General features: G+C 49.3%; 4 protein-coding genes. All 4 read right to left on the reverse strand.

Annotated elements, in window-relative coordinates; all coding sequences use genetic code 11:
• Positions 1–295 precede the first annotated feature (295 nt).
• The 4 genes from ACQV1I_RS19475 to ACQV1I_RS19490 all read right to left on the reverse strand — a co-directional run bounded on the left by ACQV1I_RS19475 (position 296) and on the right by ACQV1I_RS19490 (position 18,538).
• Positions 296–5,809 (reverse strand): non-ribosomal peptide synthetase, encoded by a 5,514-nt coding sequence (locus tag ACQV1I_RS19475; RefSeq protein ID WP_116334169.1) that lies wholly within the window; start codon positions 5,807–5,809, stop codon positions 296–298.
• 66 nt (positions 5,810–5,875) lie between these two features.
• Positions 5,876–8,191 carry a bifunctional Gfo/Idh/MocA family oxidoreductase/class I SAM-dependent methyltransferase gene (locus ACQV1I_RS19480; RefSeq protein ID WP_116334170.1) on the reverse strand — a complete coding sequence of 772 codons (2,316 nt, stop codon included), beginning with the start codon at positions 8,189–8,191 and terminating at the stop codon, positions 5,876–5,878.
• Between the two features lie 9 nt (positions 8,192–8,200).
• Positions 8,201–9,316, reverse strand: a complete 1,116-nt coding sequence (locus ACQV1I_RS19485; RefSeq protein ID WP_116334171.1) for a saccharopine dehydrogenase family protein — start codon at positions 9,314–9,316, stop codon at positions 8,201–8,203.
• Between the two features lie 129 nt (positions 9,317–9,445).
• A complete protein-coding gene (locus ACQV1I_RS19490; RefSeq protein ID WP_116334172.1) occupies positions 9,446–18,538 on the reverse strand; it encodes a non-ribosomal peptide synthetase in 9,093 nt (3,030 codons plus the stop codon).
• Between the last annotated feature and the right edge of the window lie 15 nt (positions 18,539–18,553).

Below are 18,553 nucleotides of genomic sequence, written 5' to 3' on the forward strand. Positions count from 1 at the left end.
CATTTTATTGATACCTGCACTTTCAGCTAAAAGCTACTAATTCGGTAAAAGTTCAAAAAACACCCTCACAAAGTGAAGGTGTCAGAGTTGGGTTATATCTGAATCAAGAAGATAAGATACTCAAGGGTGATTTGGATCAGCGTGCTTCAGTACCTAAGCCTTCACCTTTTCGCATGAATCAAGCCATAAGAAGAGGGATGCCTCCTCCCTTCGTGAACCCACTTTTTTAGTAGGCACACCTGAGTCATCCCTCTTTTGCTATCTTATCCCCGAGTCAGTTTTCGAGGCTTGTTTATTATTGGTCAAGTGGTGTTGCTAGCAACCGTGCCAGATTACCTACATTCGGTTCTACTATACAACTGAAATGGTTCCCGGCGATTTCTGTTACTTCTAATTCGCCCAGACAAACGTCTCTCCAGAAATCAAGGGTCGTTTCATTGGTGCGTGGCAAAAATAGAAACGGCTCATTTGCCATCAAGAAACGGATGTCACCCATGTACGGTGGGGGCGTAAAGCGAGCTGCCTTAAAGCTTTGACGAAAGACCTTGCACAAACCTTCCGCCATCTCAACCGGCATTTGCTCCCCAGTAGATCGGGCACTCGCTTCAACATAAGCCGTGAAGCGTTCTCTCCTGTCAAGTGCGGACAGTCGTTTAAATAGGTCACCCACCTTATCAAGCCCCTCATCGCCGCCAATGGTGCATGCCGAGCCTTGTGGAATATGATTGCCATGCCTTTCAATAAGCTGCATGACACCCCGGGCCAAATCATTTTGATCAACTCCACCAAAACCAGCCTGTTCTAGCGTGATATTCAAATTGGGGACAAAGAGTGTTTCAATCAGCAGATCATCATCGAATTCCGTAACAATCGGAGGAATGTCAATTAAAACTACGTCCGCAAGATGGATTCCTCGTTCAACAAGCCGTCTGGCTACTTCGATTGCAATCAAACCACCTAAGGAATATCCGATAAGCTGCATCTGCGTGTGACCGCTTTGTAGCAGGCATTCCGTATAATCATCCGCAACCGCTTCAATGAGTTCGGACGGTTCAAGCGCGCAATATCGCTCCATATCCGCGATGGAAATTCCCACTACGCTCCCCAAATTCTGTGCTTTCAGTTGTTCCAGAAGCGGGCGGAAACTATCCATTGTACCTAAGACAGCGTGGAACACAACTCTGAGTGGTCCTGTCTCCTCTCCTCCAAATGGAATAATGACAGCATTGCTTGATTCCCCTTGAATTTTGGGCCAAGAGACTTCCTGATCGTGTTTGGCTTCTGGACTGCGCGAACGTATGAATTCTGCCAGTGCAGCCACGGTCGGATAGTTCAGCATTTGTCTAAGCAAAGCATCAAAAGGGATTCCTTCCTGTGTTGGGTCCTCAGCCAGTTTGTCACGTAGCTTTCCGGCTACTTGCGCCATAATGAGTGAGTCAGCCCCGTGTTTGTAAAAGCTTTGAGATCTACCAATTCCAGGGATTCCTAATGCTTCCGCCCAAATTTGGGCAAGCTGCTCTTCCAGCATGTCCTGCCCATCCTCGTCCGTTTCTGCTGCGGTATTCTGTACGGGCGATACCGGGCGCCATTTTGCCAACTCGCGCCGGTCAACCTTGCCATTTCCGGTCAGCGGTAGAGCATCTACTATTTGCAGATGGGAAGGAAGCATATAGGCAGGCAGATGCAAGGAAAGGAAGGTTTCCAGCTCCTCTGCTCTTATCGGCACCCTGTCCTGCTTAAAGCGCTTAGCAAATAGATGAAAGCCCAGGGAGGTGAGTTTGTCATTTTCTTCTGGTAACGATAAAACGTGTTCCTCTCCCTCTTCCTGTAACAGTTGCATCCATCCCCCGCGGTCCAGGTAGGAAGTCTCGGCTCGCAAAAGATCCCCCGGCTCCATCATCATAAACGCCTGCGAAGCCAGTATCCATAAGTGCTCCACAGTCGGTTCCGTAAATACAAGCCATCCGCCGGGGCAAATGAGTTCTTTCAGCCTGCTCATACTTGCCGGAATGTCATGTGCGTTTTCCAATACTCCGGCAGCTAGTACGACATCAAAGCTGTTAGGAGCCAATCCCTGTGCCCGATAATCCTTGTCTACATCAAAAACACCGAAGCGGATATTCGGATATTGTCCAAAACGGGATTTAGCTCCCGGAATGAAAAAGGCTGCAACATCTGTAAATACATACTCAATATCAAAGCCTTCCAACGCTTTTAACACGTTCTCTGTCGTGGCACCAGTACCCGCACCGACTTCCAAAATCCGCAAAGTCTTGCCCGACTGCTGCTGGGCAATGCGTTGCAAAAGTGTGCACATGCACTGATTGAGATAGTTGGCCATGACATGATCAACATACAAGGAGCGAACATGGTCGAGCTTGCCCTCAGGGAATAACAGGGAAACAGCATCCTGCTGACCACTTAGTAGTTCCGGTAGCTTTTCCGCATTTTTTCGCACATAGGCGGTGAAGCCCGCTGTTTGAAGCATGTTCGTCCACGCTGCCTCTGCCTGTGCCCAATATTCGTCTACCGTCTTATCGTCTTGTAGTATCGAGCAACTGAACTGTTTTGCAGGGTGCTCATGTAGCATGCCAGCTTCCGTCAGCTTTGCGACCCAACGTCGAACCAGCCAGTGATAGTTGGAAAGAATTTTATCGGATTGCAGTATGTCTTCCATAGTATATTTTTCACTATTGGTAAAGAAGTCTAGCTTTTGTAGTGCGTATAACATGGAGTGGAGTACTGCTTGATCAAGGTCTGCCATTGCTGACTCGATTTCCGCTCTACTCAGTCGATCTGCTACAGCGCTGGCTTGCTCGCCGATCCCATTTACCAGCATCGTAAATTCCGCTTTTTCTCCTTCAGGGTTCCGATCTTTTTGGCGGTCGGTTTCCACAACACCCAACAGGATGTGTTCATCGCTCGTACCATCCAGCACAACACCAGCTGCGGCGACGGCGGGATGCTTAAGCAAGGCCGACTCGATTTCACCTAGTTCGATTCGATGTCCTCTGATTTTGACTTGGTTATCTTCACGACCAAGAAACTCGATTTCACCACCAGGGGTGTAACGGCCTAAATCTCCTGTGCGATAAAGCCGCTCTCCATCCGCTTGGTGCAGCAAAAATCGCTCCTGAGTGAGTGCCTGATCCCCCACATAGCCCTCGGCCAAGCCATGTCCAGTAATATACAGCTCTCCCGTTACCCACACAGGGCAATCGCGCATCTGCGAATCCAGAACACGGAATCCCTGATTTGCGAGCGGCAGACCGTAAGGAATACTGTGCCAGTCTGCCTCAAGACCTTTGTATATATGATAAATCGACCAGATGGAGGCTTCAGTGGCACCGCCCAGACTGACAACCTGTACAGAAGGCAGGCGCTTTTGCATCATGTCTGGCAGTGTCAGAGGAATCCAATCTCCGGAAAGCAAGGACAGACGTAATTTTGGTACATTTATACTCGGCTCGGAATCTAAATAAGTGACCAGCATTTGCATCAAGGCCGGTACCGAATTCCACACGGTAATCCCATGCTCAACCATTAGCTGAGCCCAATGAGATGGGTCGGTTTGTCGATCGGCACTCGGATAAACCAATGCGCCACCAACGAACAGCGGACCAAAGATATCATAGACGGACAGATCAAAACTCAGTTGGGCAAGCCCCAGCACCCGGTCTTCTCTGTTGACGATAAAGCGGCGATTCATGTCCACAATGGTGTTGGCTGCTGCGCGGTGGCTGATGACAACCCCCTTCGGCTGCCCTGTGGAACCAGAGGTGTAAATGATATAAGCAGGTAAGTCCGGATTGCCCGCAGACAGGATCAACTTATCCTGATGTGGCTCTACTTTATCCACTTCAATTATTTCTACGTTGTTTGCCCATTTGAGTTGTATGGTCGACACCGTCAAGACAAAGCGGACGTTCGCTTGCTCCAGCATAGCCTGACGACGCAATTCCGGTTGCTTCTTGTCAAGCGGGACGTAAACGGCTCCAGCAAACAAAGCACCCAACACCGCTGTAACTTGATGTGCGCATTTGTCCATCACGATAGCAACGCGGTCTTGATCCTCGCAGCCGAGATCTTTTAGTTTGTTAGCCACAGCTACAGCACGTTTCACCAGCTCCCCGTATGAAACCTGCCCTTCGCTGTCAAACACGGCAGGGCGGTCTGGAGCCGCCATTGCTTGCTTCAGTACCTGTTGGTGCAAGCAATGATCCGGCAAGGTAGCCGCTGTCTCGTTGATACCGTGCCGCTCTGCAATCTGCCAGGCAGGCAAAGCAATCACATCCCCTGCCTCCCAGACTTGCTCGGTTCTAGCCAATGCATGGAGCAATTCTGCAAAGGCATCAAACATGTCGTCAATCATTTGATCAGGGAAAACGCCCTCTCGCACATCCCAGTTAACCTGTAGCCCGGCTGAACTGTCCATGGCCTGACAATCAATGAAAACCTGTGGTGTCTGGCTGATGCCGTACCCGGCGATTTCACCTGTCAACTGACTACCCTCCGCCGGTTCAACTAGTCCGATCGCACTGGTAAACACTACAGGCATCAAAGCGGCTTCACGCCCTCGTCTGCGGGCCACCTCCCGCATAACCTCTACTCCAGAAAACAAGCGATGATCCAAATCTTCAAATAACTGTTTTTGAATGGTACGTGCCCGTTCTTGGAAGGAACGCTCCGCATCCCAGTCTACCGCAAGCAAATTGACCGATGTAAAATCGCCGACAATGTCATGGACCTGTTCATGTAATGGCTGCCGGTTCAATAACGTCAGATTTAGACAAAACGCCCTGCTTCGACTCCATCGCTCAATCACAGCGGCATAGGCAGTCATTACAGCAGTTGTTGGCGTCAATCCCCGTTTTTGGGCACGTTGCTTGAACGAATCCCATGCGGTTTTATCTAGCCGGATAAAGCGACGACGGAAGCGTGCCTCACCTGATTTGGCTTGCTGTCTGGCTAAAGGCAGATCTGGAGCCGCAGGCAAAATATCCATTCGTTGTTGCCAATACTCTTTATCTCTGAAATACGTCGTAGTTTCCTTTAAGCTGCGTTCGGCGAGCAGATAATCGCGGAACGTAAGGGACAGTTCGGGCAACGTCTGTCCTGACTCCTTGTAGAGCGTCTCAAATTCAGACAAGAGTAGCCAGATACTCGCCCAATCCGCGATAAGAAATTCCATGGATACATGGAGCACAGCACGGTCATTCATTTTAGTCAAGCCAATATCAAACAAGGGCCAACGAGCTGTATCGTAAATACGATGCCCCATTTTTTCACGAATTTCCCCAAGTCTGGCTTCTGCCTCCTGCTTATGTAAGCCGCTTGTGTCTGTATAAGTCACTTCCAAGTGCGGCACGTTCGCCATCACGCACTGCTCTCCATTCTGATCAATCGTAGACCGTAGCATATCATGGCGAGCTATGAGCAGGTTCCAAGCCTCTTGTGTTCGCTTATGATCGAGCTTGGGATAGTCTAATTCCAGGTAGATGTGGCACGCCACACCTCCATAGCCAAACAAATCATGCCGCCCCAGCAAGTAAGCTGACTGCACATCTGTCAGCGGAAAAGGTTCAAACCGGGCTTTTGGATCAGGTATGACCGTCACCGATCGGGTTTCGGCACTCAATAGAGCCAAAATTTCCACTTTATGCTCTTTTAGCGCTTGTAAATCACCAGCTGCAAGCGTTCCTTTGGGTGCCCTGTAGCGCAGGCTCCCATTTTCTTCCCATAGAAAAATTCCTTCATTTCGAAGACGCGTCAGCAACCGGGCACAATTCGTCTTGATGTTTTGGGGCATATGTACACACTCCTATTTTTTTGAGCTTGGCCATTTCGTTACGGATTGATTTCGCTACTGCACATGCTACTGCACGTCAGCATCCGCTTCCTTCCTTACAACAAACAGTTTTTGTCCAAGAGGAGCGAGCGGGTGCTCTTCATTTGGTAGTACTACAAACTCCTTGGCGCCTGCACGCTGTATTACATCAGTCCACTGATGGACAGACATAAAGGTGGATTGCGTATTTTTTCGATCGTCCTCGGGAGGAGTCATCATGAAGGCCTGTGAAATGAGCATTTCCACAAATTCCCTAGTAGGCTCCGTGATGACCAACCATCCCCCCGGAGCAAGGCTTTGCATGAGATTGTGCATAACCTGATCCGTGTCGCGAGCATTGTTAAGCATGCCTGCCGCAATCACGATATCGACGCTTCCGGGTGTCAATCCCTGCGCAAACAGATCTTTGTCAATATCGACAGTCTGGAAACGCATCCAAGGGTAATCTTTGAAGCGTTCGCGAGCTGTTGATAGGAAAAAGTGAGACACATCTGTATACAGATACTCCAGGTTCAACTGCTTGGAAACAGATGCTTTCAGTCTCTCCACAACCACATCAGTAGTTGCTCCTGTCCCTGCGCCTACCTCCAGAATGCGGAGGGACGCTTTCGAGGTAGCTGACAAAGAAGAGGAGGTAGCTTGTTTTATAGCAGCGATCCGCATCACCGCTTCCGCTACCGACTTGTTCAAATACCGCGCCATAAGCGTATCCCGATACAGAGCATTAGCAACATTCATGCGGCCCTCGGGAAATAATAGCAGTGCGGCCTGCTGGCTATCATTTATCAGTTCTGGAAGCTTGTCTGCATTAGCCATGAGATAATCGATGACAATCGGAGAGCCTAGTTTCCCGTTCCATGCTTTCTTAACTGAATCCCAACGACGCTGTACCTCGTCTGCTGTCATCCGAATCGCACATTGATACTCCCTACCGGACTGTGCTAGATAACCTCGCTCCGTCAATATCTGTAGCCAGCGCCCAATGACAGGCTGATGACGTGGCGCTACCTTCACAGCAGAGAAAATATCGTCCTCACTGTATCCATGTCCCGTTGTTGTCAGCGCTCCTAGTGATTGCAAAGCAAACAGCATGGAAGACAAAGCTGCTTCATCCAATCGCTCGACGCACATTCTCACCAGCCCCGCATCAATCCCTCTCAGTTCTCCCTCGGCATATGCTGTGCAAGCAAATACATTGTTTTTCACCTCAGGATCGGTTGCCAAATCAGTATGATCGCATAAATCTTCCGTTATGCTCAGGGCCGCTTTTTGTAAAGACTCTATTGATAACGGTTGATGACTGCTGTTGGAGCGCAACACCGGATATCCCAATGCCTGGGTCCAATCTTGCCACTGACGAGAGCACAAAAGCTCCTGCTGCGCTTGCGTATCCATAGCGGCTTTGTTGACTTGTCCCAAAATCATGTCTCGCATTGCTACCAAATCCTTACCGATTGCCCGCGGCCATTGTGTCATGAGAATATCCTTATAGCTGGTAGGCTCTGCTGGCCCCAGTATTTGCGTGCTATTCTCAAGCATGTGTGCTGGCGGTGCCTCTGCCAGCTCACCATGAATATTCGAAAGATCTGGAACATGCAAACGTGACTGCCACACAACAGGACCATGCGTATCTGTGAGTGACAAGCTACCGCCTGCCACACCAATCGTCACTCGGTGCAGTAAATGAAGATGGTTGTCTGGATCGTTCGGGTCGACCTCATTATGGGCCCGCAACGTAATCGGAATTTTTCCAAGTAGGCCGGTTATTACTTGAAACGGCCCCTCATCCTTGAGGACATGACTGATTTTCCATGGACGAATACTCGGCAATGCTTCTTGCAATATATGCATGAGCGGGAAAGAAACCTGAGTGGCACACACAGCATCAATGTAGAGCGCTGGTTGTTGTTCCAGCATTGTGCGGGCGCACGCAACAAAACGACGCACAGCAGGCAGATGCACGTAGAGATCACCTGTCTTGAAATGTACCCCCTGTTGCCGTGCCAGCTTCAGGCAAAGAGCCAGATCTTTGTGATGAATCGGCTGCTCAGAAATGACATGAATGTTGCGGGCAAGCAGTTTAAGCGACATCTCGGTGCCATTACCGCCCATGACTGTAGAGCGTAATACGACGCAAGCAAGGTCAATGTCGGCAGGAAGTTGCTCAACATCTGTGTACAACGGAATTCCGTAACGTTCTGCGCAATTTTGGGAGCGCTCACTGCCCTTTGCCAATAAACCTACCAATTCAAACTGTTCCGGCAATGCCTTTACAGCCTCAAGGTAGAACTGTCCAAATCGGGAACCACATACCACGGTACGCAACCTACGATTCTCTGTCATATGCCACCTCTATTTTATTTCGATTAATGAATGCGTAAGGTCAATCGTCTGCTCACGTAAAGCACCGATCAATCTAGTCGCCGATACGCCTTCTGACACAAAGAAGCAACCTGATTCCTTACTTCTGTCCTCCGCGATCAAGCGAGCTACCGTTCCGGCAATGATGCCCGATAACCGATTCCAGTCCCCCCGATACAGGAGAGTTGATACCAACCGCATTTTTTTGCCGTTTCGGTTTCCGGTGGCAATCAGATGGAACATGGTGAAATCCTCCACACCCTGCTTCTTTGCACTGAACTGCTCAACCAGCAGTTTAGCTGACGCCTTTTTCTCTTCTTCGGTTTTGTATTGCTGCAAAGCCTTGATCATCACAAATTGATTCAAAACAGAATTGTTTTGATAACTGTTGTAAAAGTAAGCAGATGCTATTTTCTTTTGTTTTGCCATTTGGCTGAATTCCTGGGTTAAGACCGGATAAGTGTCACGTTTGCCTGCCGGGAGTGGCAGTTCATAATTCCGATGAAACGAACCGTCTATTTTTTTTGCTTCACCTTGCTTGCAATAGGTCATTCCCAAACCGGTATCTTCCTCAATGCTACACACAATATCGTAGGCTGCATTTAAGGAAAAATCGCCCTGACCTGCGAAAAACAATTCAAGAAAATCGATCTCTTCCAACTCGTTTTCAGCGATGTAAGCCGGGAAGATTTCCGATAACCCGGGGTAAACCCCTGCAGAGATAAGAAACAGCAGTCCTTTCTCTTTGATCTCGTGCTGTCTCTTTAGCAATTGGCGGTAAAGATGCTCATCTCCAGAAACATCTACATAATGGACTGCATGTTCGATGCATGCAGAAGCTACGGTATCGACAATTTGTTTGGAAGGCCCAGCACAATTGATGACAATGTCGCATGGGCTACAAAAGCGATGAAGCTGCTCCTCGTTATAAACATCCACTTGGAGGCATTCGATCCTCGCTTCCATCTCTTTAAAAGATTCGCAAAGATTATCTGGATTTCTGCCCCCTAGCACAACATGATGGTTCGTAAAAGCAAGAATGGTCTGAACAGCTTCTCTGCCTACGATTCCACTAGCTCCCAGGATACCAATCGTTTTTTTATCCAATGTTCTCTCCCCCTTCTAAGCCTGTTTCCTGCGCCAGCCTCCAAAGAGAAGACAAGGCTGACGTTTGCCATAAAGTCGCGATTCCCTTGTTCATTCTCCTTGAAGACAACGCAGTTCCGTTCTAGTTAATCAAATGGTTCCCTCGTCATAATTTGCTTCAAGCTGTTCTGTTGCTGAAGCACTCGTGTCGACGAACCCGGCAAGCATGCAAATCGTGGAATACTCAAAAAGACTTTGCATAGACAATTCAATCTGATATCGCTCTTTCAGGAGATTGATGCATTGAATGGCACGTAACGAATCCCCGCCCCGTGCAAAGAAACCGTCATGTATTCCGATAGAGTTACAATGAAGTACCTCTTCCCAAACACTCGCTATTTTGATTTCTGTCTCGGTGGAAGGTGCGACATGCGCTTTTTTCGGCAAGCTCTCTCTCTTCCCTCCGAGCTTCGCAAGTGCCTTACGGTCTACTTTCCCATTGGCCGAAAGAGGTAGCTTATCAAGCAGCACATACTCGGTTGGCACCATGTAATCAGGTAGCATTTTCTGCATGGCATCGGACAATTTTTCCGGTCTAAACACCCTAACCGTTTCAGGTGCTTGTGCCACGATTAGGTGCCGGTCGAATTTTTCTGCGACCTGACCGTTTTGCGGGAATGCCAGCACGTTTGAAAAGCCCTGTTTTTCCAATACCTCGCACCATTGATCTGCCGCTAGTAAAGGAAGATAATTCACCTTCCGCTCATCCTCTAGATGACTGAATCCATCTTCGAAAAACCCGACAGTGGTCAGCATAAGGCGGCTGTTACGAGTTGACTCTACCAGAAACAGAACTCCACCGGGTGCCAGCATTCCTTTCAGGTATTCAAGTGTCATGTTCAGATTTCGGGTGCGGTGCAGAGTATTATCCGCAACAATCACATCAAAATAATGCGGCTCATAGCCTTGCCAAAGCGGCGCTGTGCTCATGTCAAACAGACCGTATTCAAGTGGGGCCTTCTCTCCCCATGTCTGCTTTGCCTTGTCTGTAAAAAAGGAGGACTCGTCGGCATATATGTATCGGGCACGATCCGCAGGCAAAGCGGACACAAGCGTTTGTGTCAAACTACCGGCCCGTGTGCCGATCTCTAGCACCCGCAACTCTTTATCAGGTGGATAGCTGTTCACTAAAGTGCCGAACATCTCTTTAGCAAGATTGCTGTAATACTCCCGTGTAAAGTCAAACCTGCTCAGTCCTGCCGGTGTCAAAGAAGCATCTTCCGCAAAGAAAAGCTCAAGCGGATCAAGCTTGCCTGTTAATAACTTGATAAACAGTGGATAGTCTCGTAAAAAACCGTCTTCAAGAGCCTGTACCGCTTCCGAACCCCCAGATGAGACCGATAGCTTACCATCCTGTGTGAATGTAGGCAGTTCTTCGCGTAATGAACGAAGATTTTGGTAGGTACCATCCTCCGTTTTTTCGAGTAGCCCTTCTTCCACAAGCACATTTAGCCAATGAAGTAGCAGGGTCTTGTAACGAGGATGAATCTGAAAACGTCGGATCAATTCCTCAATGGAATAACGCTCTCCTTCACTTGAGAACATCCCCATGTCATTCAGCGTGCGGCATATGTAGGCAGAGCTTACACGGTCTGCTTCATGGAGGAACTTCGCGATTGCGTCAGCATCGACGGAAGCCGGAAGTTGGGAGGCCTGTAGCTGACCAGCACTAGTAATTGCCTGCCAGCGTGATGCGCAAACAGTCGGATCGACCTGCTCGGTTTCCAACAGCTCAGCTCCCATTTCCTGATCAAGCACCACATACCCTACCAAGCGCTTCTCCTCGCTTACTTCGTCCGGTACTGCAACGACAGCGTTCTTTATCCCGTCATGACGCTTCAGTGCCATTTCAACTTCTCCTAGTTCAATCCGATGACCACGAATTTTTACCTGAAAGTCTTCTCGACCGAGAAATTCCAGATTGCCGTCCGGCAAGTAACGACCCAAATCGCCTGTATGATAGAGACGTTCACCTGTTCGAGGATGCAGGATAAACTTGTCATTGGTCTTGCTTTCATCTTGCCAGTAGCCTTTAGCAAGGCCAATTCCACCGATATAAAGCTGCCCCGGCACCCATACGGGACAATCTTCCATCCATTCGTTAAGCACGTAGAAGCGCTGATTGACCATCGGGCGACCATACGGAATGCTCTTCCAACTTGGGTCAATGTCTTCGATCGGATACAGGTTCGACCAGATCGACGCCTCCGTGGCTCCTCCCAAACCGATCACCTGTACATTTGGAAAATAAGCCTTGATCTTGTCCGGCAAATCCAATGGAATCCAGTCACCGCTCAACAGGACCAAACGCAGAGATTGTGGTAGTTCTAGGTTTCGTCCAGAAGCGTACTCGATCAGCATCTGCATCAGTGCCGGAACCGTGTTCCAAACCGTCACTTGCTCCTGCTTCATCCATTCAATCCAGTGAGCAGGATCTTTGGCTTTATCCGCCTCCGGCATGATGATCGTTCCACCTGCTGCAAGCATGCCAAAAATGTCATACACCGATAGATCAAAATTCAGATTGGAGAGGGCCAGTACCCGATCCTTTGGTCCTACAGAAAAACGTTGGTTCACATCTTCAATGGTGTTAACAGCTCCTCGATGGTCGATCATAACCCCTTTTGGCAAACCTGTTGACCCTGAGGTGTAAATGACGTAGGCCAAATCATCCTGCTGCTCTGCAAGCGGCAGTAGACTCATAGCCTCATTCCTTGCTATCATCTGATCCACTATCAGTCGTTCAACATTCTCAGGCCAGCTCAATTGCTCCTCCAGCCAAGACTGAGTAAGTACGATGCGGATTTGCCCGTCAAAGAGAAGCTGTGAACGGCGCTCTTCAGGGTGCGCTGGATCGATCGGCAGATAAGCCGCTCCAGACTTCAGAATCCCAAGCGTTGCCACAACCTGTTCCCAGCCTTTCTCCATCACGACTGCAACCAGTGTATTGGGCTTGACTCCCTTTTCCCGCAACAAATTGCCTATTTCATCTGCGGAGATAGACAGCTCCTCATAGGTCAAGATTCGATTAGTAGAAATGATGGCTGGATGATTCGATTGCGAAACAGCTTGTTTTGCAAATAATCCGGTAAGCGTTTCTGAAGATACAGGTGCATCTGTCGCGTTGGCCTCAGCCCTTGCTTCTAGACGTGGGACAGCTATAAGGCTAGACATCTCTTTCTTCCATACCGCATCATCATCGGTCAGTCGCTGTAGCAATTGGCAATACGAACTAAACATGTCGGCAAGCATTCCCTCAGGGAAAAGCCCTTCGACCGCATCCCAAATCAGGAGCAGTTCCTCGTCTTGCTCCACCACTTGATGGTCCAGCCATACTTGCGGTGTTTGTGTAATGTTATACACGAGCTTACCCAGCCACTTTCCGTCGGATTCGGTTCCGCTCCACTGGTCGACCCCCAGTGCGCTCGTAAAGACAACCGGCATCGTCACGCCATGGTGCTCCCCAGTTTGTTTCGCCAGTTCGCGTTGCACCTGAACCCCCCCAACATAAGGGTGATCCAAATCGCTCCAAAGCTGTTGCTGCAAATTCCGGCCCCGTTCCAACATTGTCTTTCCTTCCGAAAGCTCCACAGCCAGCAAGGTCAACGTAGTGAAATCCCCTACGATATCATTGACTTGTGCGTGCAGCGGTAATCGGTTAAATTGTGTCAGGTTAATGGTAAAGCGGGTGCTCTTACTCCAAGCACCAAGCGTTTCAGCATAAGCTGTCAGCAGAATTCCCGATGGCGTAAGCCCAACCTCCGCCGTCCGTTTTTTAAGCTTCTGCCATGTTTGTTTAGACAACTTTGCTTCCAGACGACTAAATCGTTGTTCGGAAAGAGACTCTGGATTTTGAGCCAAAGGTAGCTGTGGAGCAGGGGGCAATTCTGGCAAACGGGCAATCCAATAGTCGAGATCACGATGATACAGCTCAGATGCTTTAAGCTCTTCCAAGGCAAGGACATAATCGCGGAATGACAGGTCGAGTGTAGCCAATGGTGCATCTGGCTCATGATAGAGCCTAGTCCATTCGCTCAGGAGATGGAACATGCTCCACCCATCAAAAATCAGGTTATCAAAGCTGATATGAAGGCGAACGCGCTCTTCTCCAAAGCGGGATGCCCGTACGTCAAACAGAGGCCACACGTCTGTAGATAGCACCTGATGTGACATTTCTTCCCGAATCTGTTTCAATTCGGACTCGACCTCTTCAGGAGCCTTGCCTCGCAAATCATTGACATTGATCAGATAATCAGGAACATTCTCCAAAATTCGTTGATGCCAGCCATCCGGCATAATAACCGCCCGCATCATTTCGTGGTGATCAATCAGTCGCTGCCAGGCACGGTTGATCCGCTCAATATCCAAATTCTGTCCTTCAATCTCAAAATAGCAATGGGTGGAGACATTGCCCAATGCATAAAGACCGCTTCGACCGACCCAGTACGCTTGCTGGATATCGGTCATTGGGAAAGGCTGGTTTCGCTCCTGTGGAACCAGGACGATTTGAGGCAAACTTTCCGTAGACTCGTCATGCTGTCCTTTCTGATCCATAAGTGTCTGGACTTGCTCAGCCATCCCTGCAATGGTAGGCTTTTCAAAAATCCGGCCCAATGACAGCTCCACCTCGAACTTGCTACGTACCAAAGCACTTAGTCTGGTAGCCAAGAGCGAATCTCCGCCCAATTCAAAATAGTTATCAGCAATACCTACGCGTTCCATTCCAAAAAGCTGGCACCAGATCGCCACAAGAGCTGTTTCGATCGGCGTCCTAGGAGCTGTATAGGCTTTTTCCGTTTTTGCCTTGATCAGCTTGTCAGGATTCGGCAGTGCTTGCCGATCCACCTTGCCATTGGAAGTGAGTGGCATTTCGCTCAGTAGGATGAAAGCAGACGGAACCATGTAATCAGGCAACTTTTGGTTCAAAAAACCAGATAGCTTGACCGGATTGAATTGTGTAACATGATGCGGTGCCTGCGCAACGATTACATGCTGACCAAAAACACTGGCCGGATCATCCTGCTCCGGGAAGGAAGCAACTTGCGCGAAGGTTTGCGACTGCAATAATTGTTGCCATTTTTCAACCGATAGAAGCGGACGTTGTTCTGCATGTCTTTCGTCTTCAAAATAGATAAATCCATCTTCAAGGAACCCTGTACTTACTTGCTGCAAACGGCTATTACGAGTCATTTCCAGCAAAATCAGCAAGCCTCCAGGGGCGAGAAGGGATTGCATATGTAAAAGAGCCGTTCCGACATTCCGCGCACGATGCAGGGAATCCGAAGCGATAATAATGTCATAGTGGTGTGCATCATAGCCTTGAGCCAGTGGATTCTGGTCAATATCCAACAACTGATAGTGCACAAACGGATACTCTTTGAATCTGGTTTTAGCCGCATTCATAAAGAAGGTCGAGTTGTCCGTGCACGTATAAAGAGTCTCATCAGAGCGCAGTAAAGGTAGCAACGACTCGGTTAGCGATCCGCTCCTCGACCCGATTTCCAGAATACGCAACGGTTCCGATTTGGCTTGCAGGCCATGTTGAAGACCTTCGATGATCGACCGTGCAATGCTGTTTCTGTGCTTGGTGCCAGGGAGTGCTTGCATCAGATCATTCGGAGTCAAACATAGCTCATCTGAAAAGAAATAGGCCAGCGGGTCAAGCTCTCCTGTCAAAAGTGCGACATTGACGTTGTCCATTTGCTGCAAATAGCGCAAAAGTGCTTGTGCATGTTGCTCCCATGCAGGAGGCACCTTGCCCTCCAGCGGCTTATCAAGCAATTCTTCCGGTATCGGGCGAACGACGACGAATGTACCCGATGCGTCTATTCTGGCAAATCCTTCGTCAGCTAATATCTGAAGCCACTGTCGGATCAACTCGCGGTAACGAGGCTGAATACTGCAACACTGCATCAGGGCATCGAGCGTGTAGCTTTGGTTTTGCTGCAAATCTACCCCTGCTTGTTTCAGCGCACGGCAAATATAACGAACGCCAAGACGCTCTATATATGCCCAAAACACAGGAAAATCTTCCGGACTGATCTCATCAGGTCGCTCCTGTCCGCTTCCCGCCTTCATCAGGGCATCCCAGAGCACTTCGCTATGTTTCAGATCAGCGCTTACGCTGTCATACAGGGATGATTCGTTTTCACGTTCAGGAACCACATAGCCGATCAGATGCTTGTTTTCCCGCGAATCGCCTACAGCGGTGACGACTGCATCACGTACACCCGGATGCTGCTTCATTGCCGTTTCGATCTCGCCTAGCTCAATGCGGTGGCCTCTGATTTTAACCTGAAAATCCTGACGCCCGAGAAATTCAATTGTGCCATCAGGCCAATATCGTCCCAAATCACCAGTTCGATACCAACGGGAACCATTCCAATTGACAAAACGTTCTGCGGTAAGCGCCGGATCACCCCGATAGCCTAGTGCGACACCAGCTCCTCCAATCCATAGTTCACCCGCTACCCAGTCGGGGCAATCCTTTCCTTTTCCATCCACAACCCGATAAGCCTGATTGGTTAGCGGGCGTCCATAAGGAATCGATGTCCAATGTGAAGGTAGAGGTAATGTAACATCAAAGAAATTAGACCAGATGGAAGCCTCTGTGGCTCCCCCCATCGCAACCAGCTGGCTGTGTGCGGCTACACGTTTCAGACGTGACGGCAAATCAAGGCCAATCCAATCCCCAGAAAGCATCGCCTGGCGAATCGGTAAACTGTCGTACTGTCCGCTTTCCGCAGCAATCAACAGCATATCGAGCAGTACTGGCACGGAGTTCCATAGTGTGACCTGATACTGGTCAACCAGCTTTACCCAATGTACAGCATCACGACGTGTCTCTTCCGTAATCAGCACAAGAGAGCCGCCAACGCTCAGCAATCCGAATATGTCATAAACAGAAAGATCAAAATCGAGAGAGGAAACCGAAAAGATCCGATCAGCTGGACCAACCTGATAGCGCCTGTTGATGTCAGCGATGGTATTCCATGCTCCAGAATGGCTGATTTCAACCCCTTTTGGTTCACCCGTGGAACCCGAAGTAAAGATGATATAAGCGAGACTATACCAAGAAATGGATACAGGTTCAGTCAAGGGAACTATGTTCTGTACATCTGCGATCGACAAGACAACGGCGTCGTCTGGCCAATCCAAGGTTTGAGCACATTCGTCATCGGTAAGCACGTAACGAATGCCCGCTTTTTTATGGATTCGCTCGCGCCGGGTACCCGGCTGTCCGGTGCCGATCGGGACATAGCAGCCCCCAAGTGCAACTATGCCAAGCACCGCGGCGATTTGTTCGATCCCCCGCGGCATGCTGACGGCCACAGGATCACCCTCTTTTATTCCCTGTTCCTTAAGGAATGCCGCCACCTGCAACGCGTACCTAGATAGTTCGCCATACGAAATATAAGTATGTGTACGACTATCAATCAGCGCCGTTTCTTGCGGATTTGTAGCAGCATAAGCAAAGAATGCGCTATGCAGGCATTGACTCGGTTGTGGAAGTGACGATTCGTCATCCTTGTTCTGTCTTTGCTGCTCCAGAGTAGGAAGAAGCTCCGGTGTAGCTTGCCAGTCATTGTCCTGAGCCACTAGCCAGTCCATGAGTTGGCCAAAGGCGGCAAACATTTGGTCGATCATACCGTCCGGGAACATCTGATCGACGGAATCCCACGCCAGCAACAGGCCACCATCCATTTCATAGGACTGAAAATCAAGCCATACCTGAGGCGTTTGCGAGATCATATAGGAGAGCTGTCCTAAAGTCTGACGGCATTCCTCATTGATCAGCGGAGTACCTAAATTGCACGCGAAAACAACAGGGGCAAAATCCCGCTCTCCCTGGCGGACACGCGCCAGATCACGTTGAAGCTGTACGCCGGAATAAGCTGCATGTGCGACATCCTGATGAAACTGTCCTTGTACCGTTCGCACACGATCCAGAAAAGTTTGAGGGTTACGCAAGTCAACGGCAAGCAAGAGCAGGTTGGTAAAATCAGCAACAACATCTTCAATGCCAGCGTCCCCAGTTTGGCGATCAAACAATGGGATATTGATGAGGAACTGCGAATGGGTGCTCCATCGGTCAAGAATTTCCGCATATGCCGTTAACAGTACCATCGCTGGCGTGACCCTTTGAGCTGCGGATCGTTTTTGCAAAAGCATCCAATCCGCTTCTTTCACGAAATAATTCCTTCTTGTAAAAACAGGCGCCTTAATCATTTCCGGCTTTTCCTTCAGCGGCAAGCCAGGAGCACCTGGTAGCGTTGACAACTTTTCCTGCCAATAATGAGCGGCTTTTTGTCTGTCTGAGACCCGATGTTGTGTCTCATGTTTGAGATAGTTGGCAAAGCTCCAGTGAACAGGTGCTGTTGGCTGGCAACCACGTGCATAAGCTGCTGCCAGATCTCGTAAAAGAATGTGCAAGCTTTGCACGTCAGCGACAAGCAAATCAATATCAAAATGGAGTCTGGTACGGCCAGCTGGCAACAAGCTCAGCTCCAAACCAGATACCTCTCCCTCTTCCACCTTTAGACGACGATGTGACAGCCGGGTGCGTATGCTCTCCAGCTTTTGGGTCAGCTCGTCCTCAGAATAGAAACGCAAGTCATGAACGGGCACCGTTTTTGTAAAAGGAACGCTCAGCACCTCTTGCTGTCCATCAGTTAGAAATCTTGCCCGAAGCATCGGATGATGCATTAGTAACTGTCCCCACGCGGTTTCTAGACGCCCATGCTCTACTCCCTCGCCATCAATCTCCAGATAGGCATGGCATCCAACTCCGCCCAGCGGTTGATCATCTCGACGTCCAATCCAATAGGCATATTGCACATCCGTAAGCGGAAAGGGACTATTTGTGTCCTCTTGTGCTTGGCTTGCTATATTATTTTCCTCCACTAACGAGGGCGCCGGACTGTTTTTTTGCAAGAACGCCCACCAATCACTCAAGCGAGGGGCAGCAATCAGCTCGGCAAACGTAACCTTCACGCCTTCCTTTCGCCATTTGTTGACCATCCTCATCATTTGCAACGAATCCAATCCCAACTCGATCAGATTCTGATCATCAGCAAACTCGACAGGTGCAGGCAACACAGCCTGAATCTGCCTCCGCACCTCCTCATAGCTCAATGAGGAGGCAGGGCTTGCGGATTGGCTGTCAATAATCAGATGTTTCATCAAAATACCACCTTC

Origin of the sequence: Brevibacillus sp. JB24b (assembly GCF_051713385.1) — a bacterium.
GTDB classification, from domain to species: Bacteria; Bacillota; Bacilli; order Brevibacillales; family Brevibacillaceae; genus Brevibacillus_B; species Brevibacillus_B laterosporus.

What these genes read in the sequence shown, in the direction of transcription:
- ACQV1I_RS19475 (WP_116334169.1), bottom strand. Translation starts at nt 5,809, where the DNA reads ATGCCCCAAAACATCAAGACGAATTGTGCCCGGTTGCTGACGCGTCTT.
- ACQV1I_RS19480 (WP_116334170.1), bottom strand. Translation starts at nt 8,191, where the DNA reads ATGACAGAGAATCGTAGGTTGCGTACCGTGGTATGTGGTTCCCGATTT.
- ACQV1I_RS19490 (WP_116334172.1), bottom strand. Translation starts at nt 18,538, where the DNA reads ATGAAACATCTGATTATTGACAGCCAATCCGCAAGCCCTGCCTCCTCA.